The following is a 12,940-nucleotide window of genomic DNA, read 5'->3' on the forward strand; positions in this document are numbered from 1 at the left end:
GGGTTTATGTTGCGGGGCACTGTATAGGCGGCAGATGGGGTAAGGGAAAGGCACCAATTCGCAAGAAATGGCGGCCTATTGAGTCGGTGCCATGCCTTTGGCCGGGGTGGTGGGCAGTGTAAATGCATAGAGCATTGCGCAGACGTTCAAAATGGCTAATGCGATGATAGGCGTTACCGGGTCGTGCAGGTGTGCCACCGCTCCAAGGCCTGCCGCAAAGGCAATCCCGAACAGGCCCGCCGTCACATCGCCCAACGCGACCAGATAGGGGCGCTCTTTCTCGCCGGTCATTTCGATCAGATACAGGTAGCGGCCATAGATCACGCCGTTGCCACCCAGTGATAAAAGTAGAATGACAAAGGTGTAGATCCAGACATTGGACGCATAGCCCATCATCGTGAACCCAAGCGCTGCGATAGCCGAGATTGCCGATGTCAGGCAGCCCAGCCACATCACATGTTTGACCGAAACGCGACCACTCAGCCAACCCCATAGAAGCGAGCCGATGACCACACCGGCGCTGGCGCCGATCACGAAATAGCTGAGCGAGTGTTTGGTGCCGATATGGTAGGTTGCGGCGTGGATCGTATAGAATGGCATGGCCAGTTCGACCGAGACGAACAGCAGCCGCGCAATCAGGAATTTGCGATACCAGGGCATGGCCATTCCGGTTTCAAAACCGGTTGCCAGTTCTTTCAGCGGCTTTGGTTTTTTTACCGGTTTTGGCGGGTGTTCGATTTCATCCTCAAACAGCTGCACACCGGCAAAGCTGATCCCGGCTGCAAACATGGCAATCACGCCGCACCACATGACCACGATATGCCGTTGCATCGGCTGGTCTGAGGACAACAGATCCTTGGTCGCCCACACCACGATGATCGCCAGCACACCCGATATGGTCGCCTGGGCAAAGACCATTCGGTTGCGTTTCGCCTCGGGGACCGAGGTGCCATAGATCTGGCTCGTCCCAAGGCTGGTGATGCCTTGACACAGGCCCATGATGATCGCCGTCAGCAGGAACAATAAAATGACCATCGTTTGCGGCAGGTTGGTCGCAAATAGGGCGACGAGGGCCAGGATCGCTCCGGTTAGCAGGTTTGGGATATAGACCGCAACCTTTGCACGGGTGATGCGGTTAATCAGTGGCGAAACAAAGATTTCAGCGATCAACCGTGCGCCGGTGACGAACGGCAGCAGCAACCCTGCAACAAAGGCTGGCGCACCCAAAGCCAGGTAAAGAAAGGGCAGAACAAGGCGCGGGTTCACCAACTGGCCGCCAATCGTGGCCAGAGACCCGGACCAGAAGATCAGTTGGTAATTGCGGCTTTCAACCGCGTCGACGTCCTTGGGTGTTGGTTGCTGTGCCATATGCTGCGTGTCGATCGAAAGAGTCGGTACTTTGCGAAGATACTATGCTGACGTGAAACTGAAAATTGCTCAACCACCACATTAATCTTGGGTGTTGATCCTGGGTCGCGCATGGCAAAAAACACAAACCGCACGGGTATTCGCCTTGCCTTGGGATTCGAAAAGCGGGCAGTGTCGCGGCAGCATCTAACCCTTGGGCAGGAGAGCAGCAGGTGCGCCGAACCATAAGAACAAACGAACCGATCCGCGCGCTGGGTGCGATGTCGGGCACCTCGCTGGACGGGGTGGATACGGCGGTCGTCGAAACGGATGGGCACAGAATCTTTGGGTTCGGTGAAAGCGGCTATCGCGCTTATTCTGAGGCGGAGCGCGCGGTGTTGCGCGCCGCACTGGGCAAGTGGCATGGCCCCGAGGTTGATGCAGCGGCGGAGCTGGTAACAGTGGCCCATGCCGAGGCGTTGTCTGAGTTCGATGAGATTGATCTGATCGGTGTGCACGGTCAGACCCTAGCGCATGAACCGCGCGGACGTGGCACGCTTCAGGTGGGCGATGGGCTTGGGTTGGCGCAGGCGCTGGGCGTTCCGGTGGTCTGGGACTTCCGCAGTGATGACGTGTCGATGGGGGGTGAGGGGGCGCCACTTGCCCCATTCTATCACTTTGCCTGTGCCAAATGGATCGGCGCGGATGCGCCCCTGTGTTTCCTCAATTTGGGGGGTGTGGGCAATTTGACCTATGTCGACCCCAACTTCGACGGTCCAGAGATGCCGGGCGCTTTGCTGGCCTTTGATACCGGGCCTGCAAACGCCCCAGTTGATGATCTGATGCAGGCTCGACTTGGCCTGGCGATGGATCGAGACGGGGCACTAGCACGAGAGGGTATTGTTGAAAATGGCGCACTGGAGTTGTTTCTGGAGGAGCCGTTTTTTAGCAAAATGCCGCCGAAATCGCTGGATCGGAATGACTTTGCCGAGATGATCGGACTGGTTCAGGAACTCAGCGACGCTGACGCAGTAGCAACCCTGACAGGTATGTGCGCCGCCGGGGTGGTGCAGGGGATGGATCATTGCCCCAAGCCACCGACACGGCTGCTGGTCACCGGGGGTGGGCGGCACAATCCGGTCTTGATGGAGATGTTGCGGGTTGCGCTGGATTGCCCGGTCGAACCGGTCGAAGCGGTGGGTCTGGATGGCGATATGTTAGAGGCGCAGGCCTTCGCCTATCTCGCTGTGCGGGTGGCGCGCGGTTTGCCGACCTCATGCCCGGGAACCACGGGGGTTCCGGTTTTGGTGGGCGGCGGCGTTGTCAGCACGGTCTCGGCGCGAAGCACGGGCTGAAGCGCGACCGGAAAACAGTTCAAAAAAACAACTCATTGTGCGACGGTTGGGTGGGACCCATGCAATAGAGGCAAGGTAGAATGGCCACAAAAGCCGAGCTTGAAGCCGAACTGGATACGCTGCGAAAACGCAATGCCGAGTTGGAGGCAAAGACCGGATCAGACCCAGAACCCGAAGATCAGAGCGAACCGGTCAAAACGTCGGATGAAATCCGAAAACTACTGACCGATCACGGGATTGATCTGAGCAAGGCGCAATCGCTGGGCGAGGATGTGGTCGAGGAGTTCGGCCGCTTGCAGAAAGACTATCCGCTCACCGCGCTCGTGATTGCCTTTTCGCTTGGCTACGTGGTCGGACGGGCACAGGGTTAGGAGGGGCGCGATGAGCAGATTGAGCAGAAATCTGGTGACGATTTACCGAACCGAACATCTGATCGCGCGTCGCCGTTTGGCTGTTATGCGTCAACAGACCATTTTGATGGTGCTGGCGGGAATATCGGCCTTGTCTGCCCTCGTTTTATTGGATGTTGCTCTGTTTCTGGCCCTGAAAGACGTGATGTCGCCCGCAGGGGCGGCTGCGGTACTGTCGTTCGGCAATCTTGCTCTGGCTGGATTGCTTGTTCTGATTGCGCGGCGATCGAATGTCGAAGACGAGGTCGCGCCGGCAGTAGAAGTTCGGGATATGGCGATAGCAGATATTGAAGATGAACTGGAGGAACTGGCGACCGAGGCGCGCGATGTTGCGCGTGCGGTCAAAGGCATCGGTGCGAATCCTCTGGGGTCACTCACTGCGGTGTTGGTTCCCCTGATCAGCCTGCTGCTGAAGTCCCGCAGCAAGGAGTAGGGGGCTCTGCCCCCGTCGCTGTGCGACTCCCCCGGGATATTTATGGCCAGATGAAGACTGGATCCTAGGAATTGAGGCTTCGGGCGTAGTCCTTGGTGAATTCGGTGTAACCGTTTGATGTGGATTTCAGGTGGGTTCTGGCCCAGCTGTGAAGCGCGGGAAGTTGGTAGAAGGGCACGTTCGGAAAGGCGTGATGTTCTGCGTGATAGGGCATGTTCCAGGCCAGAAACCGGATGATCCGGTTGGTGAATGTGGTGCGCGAGTTTTCAAGCATGTTTGTCACGGCGGGGCAGAGGCCATGCTCGGCCAGCAGATAGAGGCGCAGCGCTGGCTGGCAGATCAGCACCGGTAAAATCCAGAGCCAGAGCAGGATTGGCGTGAAGAACAGGCTGAATATCGCCAGCGCATAGAGCCCCAGCAGAATGCGGGCTTCGGTGCGGATCGCGCCATTTTGGCGTGCGGGCAGATAGGGGGCGTCGATCCTCCCCCTCACATTGCGCAGCAGTGTTTTGACCATCCCGAGCCAATAGGGCCAGCCGCTGAGATAAAGGAGCAGGCTAGTCCAATCCTCAGGGCGGGGTTTGCCTGCAAGTTCCGGGTCATTTTCGGGGTGGTTTGTCCATTTGTGGTGGGCCAGATGGAAATATCGAAACCATGTGAAGGGCAGGATGATCGGCACCGAGACCAGATGTCCGACCGCTTCATTGATCCAGGCGGATTTGAATGGGGTTTTATGGGTGCATTCGTGGCTGAGCGTGAAGAGGAACACCAGCAGCAGCCCCTGGGGGATCAGCAAGAGCGGCCAGAGCGGGACCTGCGCCGCGATCCCAGCTGAGCTCACCCCCAGCAAAACGACATAGAGCGCCAGATGGCGCAGCCCGGCACGGTCAGACCTTTGTTGCAGTTGCTCTTTGGTCTGGGTCGGGATCGCTGCGATCAGGGCGCGGTGGTCCATCAGATCACGCCTTTGGAATGTCGAACCCGGGCGCGGCCAGTTCGAAGCCTTCGAACTCGAACCCCGGTGAAACGGTACAGCTGACCAAAGTGAAATCGCCAGTGCTGCGCGCGGCTTGCCAATGGTCTTTGGGCACGATCAACTGCGGCGCACCTGCGGTCAGGTCGGGGGTCAGCAGGTGATCGGTGGCCGGACCCTGATCCGTTTCGCTGAGGGACAGGATCAGCGGCGCACCGGAGTGGTAGAGCCAGATTTCGGTGGCGTCGACGCGGTGCCAATGGCTGTTCTCTCCGGCTTGCAGTAGAAAGTAGATACAGGTGCCTGTGGCGCGGCCGGGATTATCGGCGCGCCAAGTTTCCTTGAACCAGCCGCCTTCTGGATGGCGCTGTAGGTTCAGGTGGGTGATGATGTCGTCGGCGGTCATGGTATCCTCGGCGTTTCTGTCTGGATTATGCACGGGCGCGCGCGATCTGCTATGGCAATTGTCGGCGCAGCTCATATGTTTGCGACATGACCCTGACGATCCCGTTTGACAACAGTTACGCCAGTTTGCCCGATGCGTTCTTTTCCCGGCAAGCGCCTGTGCCCGTGCGGGCACCAACGCTGATCGCGTTCAACGAAGATCTGGCGCGGCTGCTGCAGATATCGCCTGGCGAAGCGCAAGAAATGGCCGAAGTCTTTGCCGGAAATGCGCTGCCAAATGGGGCTGAACCCTTGGCACAGCTTTATTCCGGGCATCAGTTTGGCACCTACAATCCGCAACTGGGCGATGGACGCGCCGTGTTGCTGGGTGAGACCATTGGGGCCGATGGCGCGCGGCGGGATATCCAACTCAAGGGCTCGGGGCCCACGCCGTTTTCGCGGCGAGGGGACGGGCGCGCCTGGTTGGGGCCGGTTCTGCGCGAATATGTGGTCTCCGAGGCGATGCATGCGCTGGGCGTGTCAACCACCCGGGCACTGGCGGCCGTGGAAACAGGTGAGCCTGTCTATCGCGAAGCGGCAATGCCGGGTGCGGTGTTGACTCGCGTGGCGCGCAGCCATCTGCGAGTGGGCACGTTTCAGGTGTTTGCGGCGCGCGGGCAATTGGAAAACCTGCGACGGCTGACCGACTATGCCATCGAACGCCACTACCCGCAGGCCGACGGGCCAATGGGCCTGCTGCGCGGGGTGCGCGATGCGCAGGCGCGGCTGATTGCGCATTGGATGAGCGTTGGGTTTATTCATGGGGTGATGAACACCGACAATTCCTCGATAGCCGGTGAGACCATTGATTATGGCCCTTGCGCCTTCATGGACAGCTATCACCCCAATACCGTCTATAGCTCGATTGACCGGATGGGGCGCTATGCCTATTCCAACCAACCGGATATCGCCGTGTGGAACTTGGCGCAGCTGGCGACCGCTCTGATCCAGCAGATGGAAGATAAAGAGGCCGCCGTCGAAGAGGCAACCGAGATTGTGCATGCGATGCCCGATCTGTTGCATGAGCACTGGCTGACGCGGTTCCGCGCAAAGATTGGTCTGACGCGCGCGGAAGAGGCGGATCGGGACCTGATCTCGGACCTGTTGAAGCGCATGGCTGAAAACCAGGCGGATTTCACCAATACGTTCCGTGCTTTGGCAGGCGATGCTGCGCAGGACCAGTTCACCGACCCGAGCGCCTTTGACGGCTGGGCGGACGGTTGGACCGCGCGACTGGATAGGGAAGACGATCCACGAGTGGTGATGATCGCCGCGAACCCCGCTTTCATTCCACGCAATCATCGCGTCGAGCAGATGATCGAGGCCGCTGTAAAGGGCGATTATGCCCCGTTCCATCGACTAAACACGGTTTTGGCGCAGCCTTATGAGGATCAGCCCGAGGCGGCAGACCTGGCCCGGCCGCCAATGTCCAGTGAGGTTGTGCAGGCAACGTTCTGCGGGACATGAGCGCCTTGGGCTTGTCTCGCGTCTGGCTTTGTCGCTACATAAAATGACCGTTGGCACAACCGTTTAGACTGCGATTATGACATCAGCCCAGACCCTGCGTCTTGCCAGTTACAATATCCAGAAATGCGTCGGGCTGGATTTCCGGCGTCAACCGCAACGGATCATGCAGGTCTTGGACGGGATACAGGCGGATATCGTTGTGTTGCAAGAGGCTGACAAACGCCTGCCACCGCGCCCTGCGGCGTTGCCACATTTCATGTTGGATGAAGCGGGCTGGCAGATCGTTGATCTGGGCGGGGCAGGCAGCCTGGGCTGGCATGGCAATGCGGTCATCTGGCGGGGCGACCAGATCTCGGTTCGCACAACAGGTCACCACGATTTGCCGGGGTTCGAGCCGCGCGGTGCTGTTCGGGTCGAATTCGAGACGCAAATCGGGCCACTGCGGGTAATGGGGGTGCATCTGGGGTTGCTGCCTGCGTCCCGGCGTCAGCAGATCACGCATATACGGCGGTGTGATGACGGGCTGGATGAAATGCCCACCGTATGGGCCGGGGATTTTAACGAATGGTCGCGCCAGCCCGTGCTGGACAAGCTGGTGCCCGAGATGCGGTTTTTGCCACCGGTTGCCAGCTTTCCCGCTGCGCAGCCGCTGGGCGCGCTGGATCGGATCGCCTTGGGGCAGGGGATCACCGCACTGGATCACGGGGCGCATCAGGATCGACCAGCCCATATCGCCTCGGATCATTTGCCGATCTGGGCGGATTTGCAGCGCGCGGGATGATCTTAGCCTGAGGCGTCGAATCCCTGTAGCGCTGGGCGTTCAGACCGGTTATGACAGCAACCCAAGAAGCGGCTGAGGGGCATCATGTCGGATACGATTATCTCGCGTTGTGAGGCCAAGGGCCTGCGCATGACAGGCCAGCGGCGCATCATCGCGCAGGTGCTGGAACAGAGCGCCGATCACCCCGATGTGGAAGAGCTGTATACCCGTGCCTCGGCACTGGATTCCGGTATTTCGATCGCCACGGTGTACCGCACCGTCAAGCTGTTTGAAGAGGCGGGGATTCTCGAACGGCTTGAGTTCGGTGACGGGCGCGCCCGCTATGAAGATGCAGAACGTGATCACCATGATCATCTGATAGACATGCAATCGGGCGAGGTGATTGAATTTGTTGATCCCGAGATCGAGGTTCTGCAGGAAAAAATCGCTGCCAAACTGGGCTACAAGCTGAAAGGCCATCGGCTGGAACTTTACGGTGTGCCGTTGGACAAAGACTGACATATCACAAAAAGCGATTGGTCGGCGCACGGGAATTCATTGAGCATTGAAGCAATTTTGCTTGCGGCGTCGCAGGCGTTTCGGTTCTGGTGACCATTGGGCCTGCTGGTTTGCGGTCCGATCCAATGGAAACGCGCATGAACAACGTAAACGGCATCTTGCTGCTTATCGGGTCGATGGCAGCCTTTGCAATCGAAGATATGTTTATCAAACACCTGTCAGCCACTGTGCCGACCGGGCAGATCCTGATTGCGCTGGGCGTTGTCTGTGGTGGTAGTTTTGCCATCTTGTCGGTTGCATCGCGTAAGCGAATCTTTGATCCGGCTGCATGGGGGCTCTTGCCGCTTGCGCGCGCGGCCTCTGAAGGGCTGGGCGCAGTGTTGTTTGTGACCGCACTGTCTCTGATCGATCTGTCCACCGTGGCAGCGGTGTTTCAGGCGCTGCCCTTGGCTGTGACGATGGGGGCCGCGCTTTTTCTGGGCGAACAGGTAGGCTGGCGCCGTTGGAGCGCCATTGGCGTCGGATTCATCGGCGTTCTGATGATCATCCGCCCGGGGCTGGAGGGGTTCCAGCCCGAAACCTTGCTGGTTGTTGCAACTGTCTTTCTGATTGCCGCGCGGGATCTGATCACCCGCAGGCTGGACGTTCGGGTCGCCTCGACCGTGGTTGCGATGCAAGCCTATATCGCCGCGATCATCGCCGGTGGCGTGTTGATGCTGACCACCGGGCAAACATATGCTCCGGTGCAATCGACTCAGGTTGTGCCATACCTAGCTGCCTTTGTGTTCAGCATGTTGGGCTATTACGGCATCGTGGCTGCAATGCGGGTGGGTGAGGCATCGGCCATGATGCCCTTCCGCTATACCCGGCTTGTGTTCTCAATGATCGCAGGCATGTTGATGTTCAACGAGCGCCCGGATGCACTGACCCTGGCAGGCGCCACGCTGATCATCGGTTCGGGCCTTTACACCTTTGTCCGTGAGCGTCGGCTGGCGCGGCAGATGGTTCCAGCCTGATCGCTTGTTGGCGCAAACAGCAAACTGTTAGCCCTAAAGGCCAGAGAATATGGGTGTTAGCGGTAACGTGATAGGTTTACTTTTTGCTGGTTGCTGCTATGAGGCGTGCAACTGATTTCAGCCACAGGGACGGGCCTCATGAGCACCATCATCGACATCCATGCACGTGAAATTCTTGACAGCCGGGGCAACCCGACGGTCGAAGTGGACGTGATTCTGGAAGACGGCACCATGGGCCGCGCCGCCGTACCTTCGGGCGCATCGACCGGAGCATATGAGGCGGTCGAAAAGCGTGACGGCGACAAGTCCCGCTACATGGGCAAGGGCGTGCTAGAGGCTGTCGCTGCGGTGAACGGTGAAATCGCCGAGGAACTGGTTGGGTTTGACGCGACCGAGCAGGTGGCCATCGATCAGGCGATGATCGAACTGGACGGGACCGAGAACAAAGGCCGTCTGGGTGCCAACGCCATTCTGGGTGTCTCGCTGGCAACCGCCAAGGCGGCGGCGGATTTCACCACGCAGCCTTTGTACCGCTATGTCGGCGGCACCTCGGCGCGCGTTCTACCGGTACCGATGATGAATATCATCAATGGCGGCGAACATGCCGATAACCCAATCGACATTCAGGAATTCATGATCATGCCGACCTCGGCCGCGAATATCCGCGAGGCCGTGCGCATGGGGTCCGAAGTGTTTCATACGCTGAAGAAAGAACTGTCTGCCGCTGGTCTGGCGACTGGTGTGGGCGACGAGGGTGGGTTCGCTCCGAACATCGCAAGCACCCGCGAGGCGCTGGATTTCATCCTGAAATCCATCGAGAAGGCAGGCTACAAACCGGGTGAGGAAATCCATCTGGCGCTGGATTGCGCGGCGACTGAATATTTCAAAGACGGCAAATACGTGCTGACGGGCGAAGGGATTTCGCTATCCTCCGAGGAAAACGCGGCCTATTTGGCGGCGCTGGTCAATGACTACCCGATCATCTCGATCGAAGACGGCATGTCCGAGGATGACTGGGACGGCTGGAAAGCTCTGACCGACGCAATTGGTGACAAGGTGCAACTGGTGGGCGACGACCTGTTCGTGACCAACCCGGCGCGTCTGGCCGAAGGGATCGAGCGCGGCTGCGCAAACTCGATGCTGGTCAAGGTGAATCAGATCGGATCCCTAACCGAAACACTGCGCGCCGTCGAAATGGCCCACCGCGCGCGGTACACCAACGTGATGTCGCATCGCTCAGGCGAGACCGAAGACGCCACGATTGCCGATCTGGCAGTTGCGACGAACTGCGGTCAGATCAAAACCGGCTCGTTGGCGCGGTCGGACCGGTTGGCCAAGTACAACCAGTTGATCCGCATCGAGGAATCTCTGGGCGAAGTTGCCGAATACGCGGGCGCGTCGATCCTGAAATAAACAAAAAAAACGGGGGCCTCTCGCCCCCGTTTTTGCTGGCGCAAAAGGTGTTAGCCCTTGATCTTCTTAATGATCATGCCGACAACGACTTGAACAACCAGCCCGGCGATCCCACCGCCGACAAAGTTTGCAGCAAGCGCACCAATATCCATACCGCCTGCCGCCGCGCCGCCAGCACCCATTAGGCCGCTTAGCAACTGGCCACCGCCAACGCCGCCCACGGCCCCGGCGAGCATGTTGCCCAGATTACCCATATCCGAGCCTTTGACGATCTTGCCGCCACCCGAGCCGCCAATTGCGCCGCCGATCAATTGTCCGATCAATTGTTCCATCTGCGCATCCCTTTAAATGTCTGCTTTTGATTGTGCCGCGCTGTCTAAATGTCAGAGAGAGGCGCGGTCACGGGGAAAGATGGATCAAAAACAACCATTGTAGCCCTGAAAGCTGGGCCAAGCGGACACAAGGGGTTCGGAATGCAAAGAGTTGAGCGCTCAGAGAATCTTGCTCATTAGCATGTACCGCTCACGCGCTTTGAAGCCGGTGCGCAGATATAGCTTTTGCGCTGCCTCATTCGTGCGGTCGACCTCAAGATGCAGGGCGGTCAGGCCGGCCCCGGCAAGGGCTTTGGGCAGTTCCAGCAGAACTTCAGTTGCGATGCCTCGACCCCGAACGGCAGGGCGGATGTAAATCTCATCTACAAACGCGTCCATGCCGCCAAACTCGACCGACCAGCCGAAGGTCAGGATGACATAGCCCAACGGCGCGCGGCCCGGGCCGATCAGGTAAACACATCCATGCGGTATACCCTCCAGCAAGGGGGTTAGCGCGGCGCGGCGTTTCTGGTCGTCCTGTTCGATACCCTCTTCGCCATGGAAGGCCGAAACCAACGTCATCAGGCGATCCAGATCCTCAGGGCGGGCCAGGCGGAGCGCGGCGGTCATAGACGGGCCAGCCTTTCTGTCAGAAGCGTGAAAAAGCCATGCGCGTCGACGTCGCCCATGAACATGGCGTTTGGTGTACGGTCGGTTACGCCCCACCAATCCGCGACGGTCATGCCCAAAGTCAGTTCTGATTGTGTTTCGATTTCAACGTTGATGTGACGGCCCGAGAACAGCTCTGGCTGGATCAGATAGGCGGTCACGCAGGGGTCGTGCAGCGGGGCACCTTCTGATCCGTATTTTTCCTTGTCGAAGCGTTCGAAGAAATCGGTCATTTCGGCCACCGCATGGCCAACCTGGCTGCCGAGCGCGCGGAACGCATCGTTGCGATAGGGTGTGACCAGCGCATCATGGGTAACATCCAGCGGCATCACAACAATATGAATGCCAGATTTAAACACGATTTCAGCAGCTTCCGGATCGACATAAATGTTGAATTCGGCGGCTGGTGTTATGTTCCCAACTTCAAAATACGCGCCGCCCATCAGAACGATCTCTTGCACCCGGTCAATGATATCGGGTGCTTTCCGGAACGCTGTGGCGATATTGGTCAGCGGCCCCAATGGGCAGAGCGTTACCGTACCAGGCTCATGCGCGCGCAGGGTGTCGATGATGAAGTCCACGCCGTGCCCCTCGGCCAGAGGCATCTGTGGGTCCGGCAGAACCGGGCCGTCCAGACCGGTTTTGCCGTGGACATGTTCCGCAGTGACCAGCGGGCGTTTGAGCGGGCAATCGCACCCCGCATAAACCGGAATATCCGTGCGCCCTGCCAGCTCACAAACGATGCGGGCGTTCTTCGCCGTCAGTTCCAGCGGGACGTTTCCGGCAACGGCGGTGATGCCCAGAACCTCGATCTCTTCCGGGCTGGCCAGCGCCAGCAGAATGGCGACGGCGTCGTCTTGTCCGGGGTCGGTGTCGATGATGATCTTGCGGGGTGCCATTGTGCCTCCGGTGTCTTGAAGCGCGGACACTCGCAAGTGTCATTGCGCTTGTCCAGCGGATTCAGGCCCCGATCTTGGCATCCGCAGGCAGAACTTTGCCGTTGGCACGGTGTTCTTCGGTTTTCACCTCATCCCATAGCGCATCCATCTCGGCCAGATCGCTTTGAGCGGGGGTTTTGCCGCGGTCGGCCAGCCGCGCCTCGACCTTCTCAAAGCGACGGGTGAATTTCGCATTGGTGCGACGCAGAGCGGTTTCGGCCTCGATGCCCAAATGACGGCCCAGATTCACCATGACGAATAACAGATCGCCAAACTCATCCTCGAGCGCATCTGCATCCATACTGTCGCGCGCTTCTTCCAGTTCGGCAGCCTCTTCGGTGATTTTGGCGAGCACATGGCTGGCATCGGGCCAGTCAAATCCCACGCGGGCAGCGCGTTTTTGCAGTTTTTGGGCCCGCAGAAGGGCGGGCAGATTGGCGGCCACACCATCCAGCGCGCCTTTCTGTTCCTTGCCCGCGCGCTCGGCAGCTTTGATCGTTTCCCAATCCTTGGTTTGTTGATCAGCGGATTTTTCACGGGATTCGTCGCCAAAGACATGCGGGTGACGGGCGACCATCTTGTCGGACATGGTGCGGACAACGTCCTGAAAGGTGAAATGTCCCGCTTCCTCAGCCATTTGGGCGTGAAAGACGGATTGAAACAGCAGGTCGCCCAATTCTCCTTTCAACTCATCATAAGCCTGCCGTTCGATGGCGTCGGCGACCTCATACGCCTCCTCGATCGTGTAGGGGGCGATGGTGGCGAAATCCTGTTCGATGTCCCACGGACAACCGCTTTGCGGGTCGCGCAAGCGGCGCATGATTTCCAGCAGGCGTTCTATACCCGCATCGCTGTCATGGATCAGTGGATTTTCAGCCATTGCGA

The 12,940-nt window shown here is 58.9% G+C and carries 15 protein-coding genes; 8 read left to right on the forward strand and 7 right to left on the reverse strand.

Annotated elements, in window-relative coordinates:
* Window positions 1-75: 75 nt before the first annotated feature.
* Window positions 76-1,368: an MFS transporter gene (locus ACR0JX_RS07075; RefSeq protein WP_480542608.1), complete on the reverse strand. Its 1,293-nt coding sequence runs from the start codon at window positions 1,366-1,368 to the stop codon at window positions 76-78.
* A gap of 260 nt (window positions 1,369-1,628) precedes the next feature.
* Between ACR0JX_RS07075 and ACR0JX_RS07080 the strand changes: the two genes are divergently transcribed.
* The 3 genes from ACR0JX_RS07080 (at window position 1,629) to ACR0JX_RS07090 (ending at window position 3,545) form a co-directional block, all read left to right on the forward strand.
* The gene (locus ACR0JX_RS07080; protein WP_480542999.1) at window positions 1,629-2,702 is read left to right on the forward strand and encodes an anhydro-N-acetylmuramic acid kinase; all 1,074 of its coding nucleotides are present in this window, start codon (window positions 1,629-1,631) and stop codon (window positions 2,700-2,702) included.
* 80 nt (window positions 2,703-2,782) lie between these two features.
* Window positions 2,783-3,073 (forward strand): hypothetical protein, encoded by a 291-nt coding sequence (locus ACR0JX_RS07085; protein ID WP_480542610.1) that lies wholly within the window; start codon window positions 2,783-2,785, stop codon window positions 3,071-3,073.
* Between the two features lie 10 nt (window positions 3,074-3,083).
* Window positions 3,084-3,545: a phage holin family protein gene (locus tag ACR0JX_RS07090; protein WP_480542612.1), complete on the forward strand. Its 462-nt coding sequence runs from the start codon at window positions 3,084-3,086 to the stop codon at window positions 3,543-3,545.
* 64 nt (window positions 3,546-3,609) lie between these two features.
* Here the strand turns inward: ACR0JX_RS07090 and ACR0JX_RS07095 are convergent, their stop codons facing one another.
* Window positions 3,610-4,500: a fatty acid desaturase gene (locus tag ACR0JX_RS07095; RefSeq protein WP_480542614.1), complete on the reverse strand. Its 891-nt coding sequence runs from the start codon at window positions 4,498-4,500 to the stop codon at window positions 3,610-3,612.
* A 4-nt stretch (window positions 4,501-4,504) separates the two neighbouring features.
* Window positions 4,505-4,924, reverse strand: coding sequence for a cupin domain-containing protein (locus tag ACR0JX_RS07100; protein ID WP_480542616.1), 420 nt, complete (start codon window positions 4,922-4,924; stop codon window positions 4,505-4,507).
* 86 nt (window positions 4,925-5,010) lie between these two features.
* Between ACR0JX_RS07100 and ACR0JX_RS07105 the strand changes: the two genes are divergently transcribed.
* From ACR0JX_RS07105 to eno, 5 genes are all read left to right on the forward strand, one after another.
* Entirely contained in the window at window positions 5,011-6,429 is a 1,419-nt protein-coding gene (locus tag ACR0JX_RS07105) for a protein adenylyltransferase SelO (RefSeq protein ID WP_480542618.1), read from the forward strand.
* 76 nt (window positions 6,430-6,505) lie between these two features.
* Window positions 6,506-7,210 carry an endonuclease/exonuclease/phosphatase family protein gene (locus ACR0JX_RS07110; protein ID WP_480542620.1) on the forward strand — a complete coding sequence of 235 codons (705 nt, stop codon included), beginning with the start codon at window positions 6,506-6,508 and terminating at the stop codon, window positions 7,208-7,210.
* Window positions 7,211-7,294: 84 nt separating this feature from the next.
* The gene (locus ACR0JX_RS07115) at window positions 7,295-7,708 is read left to right on the forward strand and encodes a Fur family transcriptional regulator (RefSeq protein ID WP_480542622.1); all 414 of its coding nucleotides are present in this window, start codon (window positions 7,295-7,297) and stop codon (window positions 7,706-7,708) included.
* Between the two features lie 137 nt (window positions 7,709-7,845).
* Window positions 7,846-8,724: a DMT family transporter gene (locus ACR0JX_RS07120; RefSeq protein WP_480542624.1), complete on the forward strand. Its 879-nt coding sequence runs from the start codon at window positions 7,846-7,848 to the stop codon at window positions 8,722-8,724.
* A 138-nt stretch (window positions 8,725-8,862) separates the two neighbouring features.
* Window positions 8,863-10,137, forward strand: coding sequence for a phosphopyruvate hydratase (eno, locus tag ACR0JX_RS07125; protein WP_480542626.1), 1,275 nt, complete (start codon window positions 8,863-8,865; stop codon window positions 10,135-10,137).
* Window positions 10,138-10,187: 50 nt separating this feature from the next.
* On the opposite strand, the gene ACR0JX_RS07130 is transcribed toward eno, so the two are convergent.
* The 4 genes from ACR0JX_RS07130 to mazG form a co-directional block, all read right to left on the reverse strand.
* A complete protein-coding gene (locus tag ACR0JX_RS07130; protein ID WP_480542627.1) occupies window positions 10,188-10,469 on the reverse strand; it encodes a hypothetical protein in 282 nt (93 codons plus the stop codon).
* A 159-nt stretch (window positions 10,470-10,628) separates the two neighbouring features.
* The gene (locus tag ACR0JX_RS07135) at window positions 10,629-11,078 is read right to left on the reverse strand and encodes a GNAT family N-acetyltransferase (RefSeq protein WP_170530469.1); all 450 of its coding nucleotides are present in this window, start codon (window positions 11,076-11,078) and stop codon (window positions 10,629-10,631) included.
* Window positions 11,075-12,016, reverse strand: a complete 942-nt coding sequence (locus ACR0JX_RS07140) for a nucleoside hydrolase (RefSeq protein ID WP_480542629.1) — start codon at window positions 12,014-12,016, stop codon at window positions 11,075-11,077. Before ACR0JX_RS07140 ends, ACR0JX_RS07135 begins: the two co-directional genes overlap by 4 nt.
* 61 nt (window positions 12,017-12,077) lie before the next feature.
* Entirely contained in the window at window positions 12,078-12,935 is an 858-nt protein-coding gene (gene mazG, locus ACR0JX_RS07145) for a nucleoside triphosphate pyrophosphohydrolase (RefSeq protein WP_480543001.1), read from the reverse strand.
* Between the last annotated feature and the right edge of the window lie 5 nt (window positions 12,936-12,940).

Source organism: Ruegeria sp. AH7 (genome assembly GCF_056541325.1).

Excerpts from the sequence above, each read along its gene's own strand:
- ACR0JX_RS07120 (WP_480542624.1), top strand. The coding sequence starts at position 7,846 with ATGAACAACGTAAACGGCATCTTGCTGCTTATCGGGTCGATGGCAGCC.
- ACR0JX_RS07135 (WP_170530469.1), bottom strand. The coding sequence starts at position 11,078 with ATGACCGCCGCGCTCCGCCTGGCCCGCCCTGAGGATCTGGATCGCCTG.
- ACR0JX_RS07115 (WP_480542622.1), top strand. The coding sequence starts at position 7,295 with ATGTCGGATACGATTATCTCGCGTTGTGAGGCCAAGGGCCTGCGCATG.
- ACR0JX_RS07140 (WP_480542629.1), bottom strand. The coding sequence starts at position 12,016 with ATGGCACCCCGCAAGATCATCATCGACACCGACCCCGGACAAGACGAC.
- ACR0JX_RS07110 (WP_480542620.1), top strand. The coding sequence starts at position 6,506 with ATGACATCAGCCCAGACCCTGCGTCTTGCCAGTTACAATATCCAGAAA.
- ACR0JX_RS07090 (WP_480542612.1), top strand. The coding sequence starts at position 3,084 with ATGAGCAGATTGAGCAGAAATCTGGTGACGATTTACCGAACCGAACAT.
- ACR0JX_RS07095 (WP_480542614.1), bottom strand. The coding sequence starts at position 4,500 with ATGGACCACCGCGCCCTGATCGCAGCGATCCCGACCCAGACCAAAGAG.
- ACR0JX_RS07075 (WP_480542608.1), bottom strand. The coding sequence starts at position 1,368 with ATGGCACAGCAACCAACACCCAAGGACGTCGACGCGGTTGAAAGCCGC.
- ACR0JX_RS07100 (WP_480542616.1), bottom strand. The coding sequence starts at position 4,924 with ATGACCGCCGACGACATCATCACCCACCTGAACCTACAGCGCCATCCA.
- ACR0JX_RS07085 (WP_480542610.1), top strand. The coding sequence starts at position 2,783 with ATGGCCACAAAAGCCGAGCTTGAAGCCGAACTGGATACGCTGCGAAAA.
- ACR0JX_RS07130 (WP_480542627.1), bottom strand. The coding sequence starts at position 10,469 with ATGGAACAATTGATCGGACAATTGATCGGCGGCGCAATTGGCGGCTCG.
- eno (WP_480542626.1), top strand. The coding sequence starts at position 8,863 with ATGAGCACCATCATCGACATCCATGCACGTGAAATTCTTGACAGCCGG.
- mazG (WP_480543001.1), bottom strand. The coding sequence starts at position 12,935 with ATGGCTGAAAATCCACTGATCCATGACAGCGATGCGGGTATAGAACGC.
- ACR0JX_RS07080 (WP_480542999.1), top strand. The coding sequence starts at position 1,629 with ATGTCGGGCACCTCGCTGGACGGGGTGGATACGGCGGTCGTCGAAACG.
- ACR0JX_RS07105 (WP_480542618.1), top strand. The coding sequence starts at position 5,011 with ATGACCCTGACGATCCCGTTTGACAACAGTTACGCCAGTTTGCCCGAT.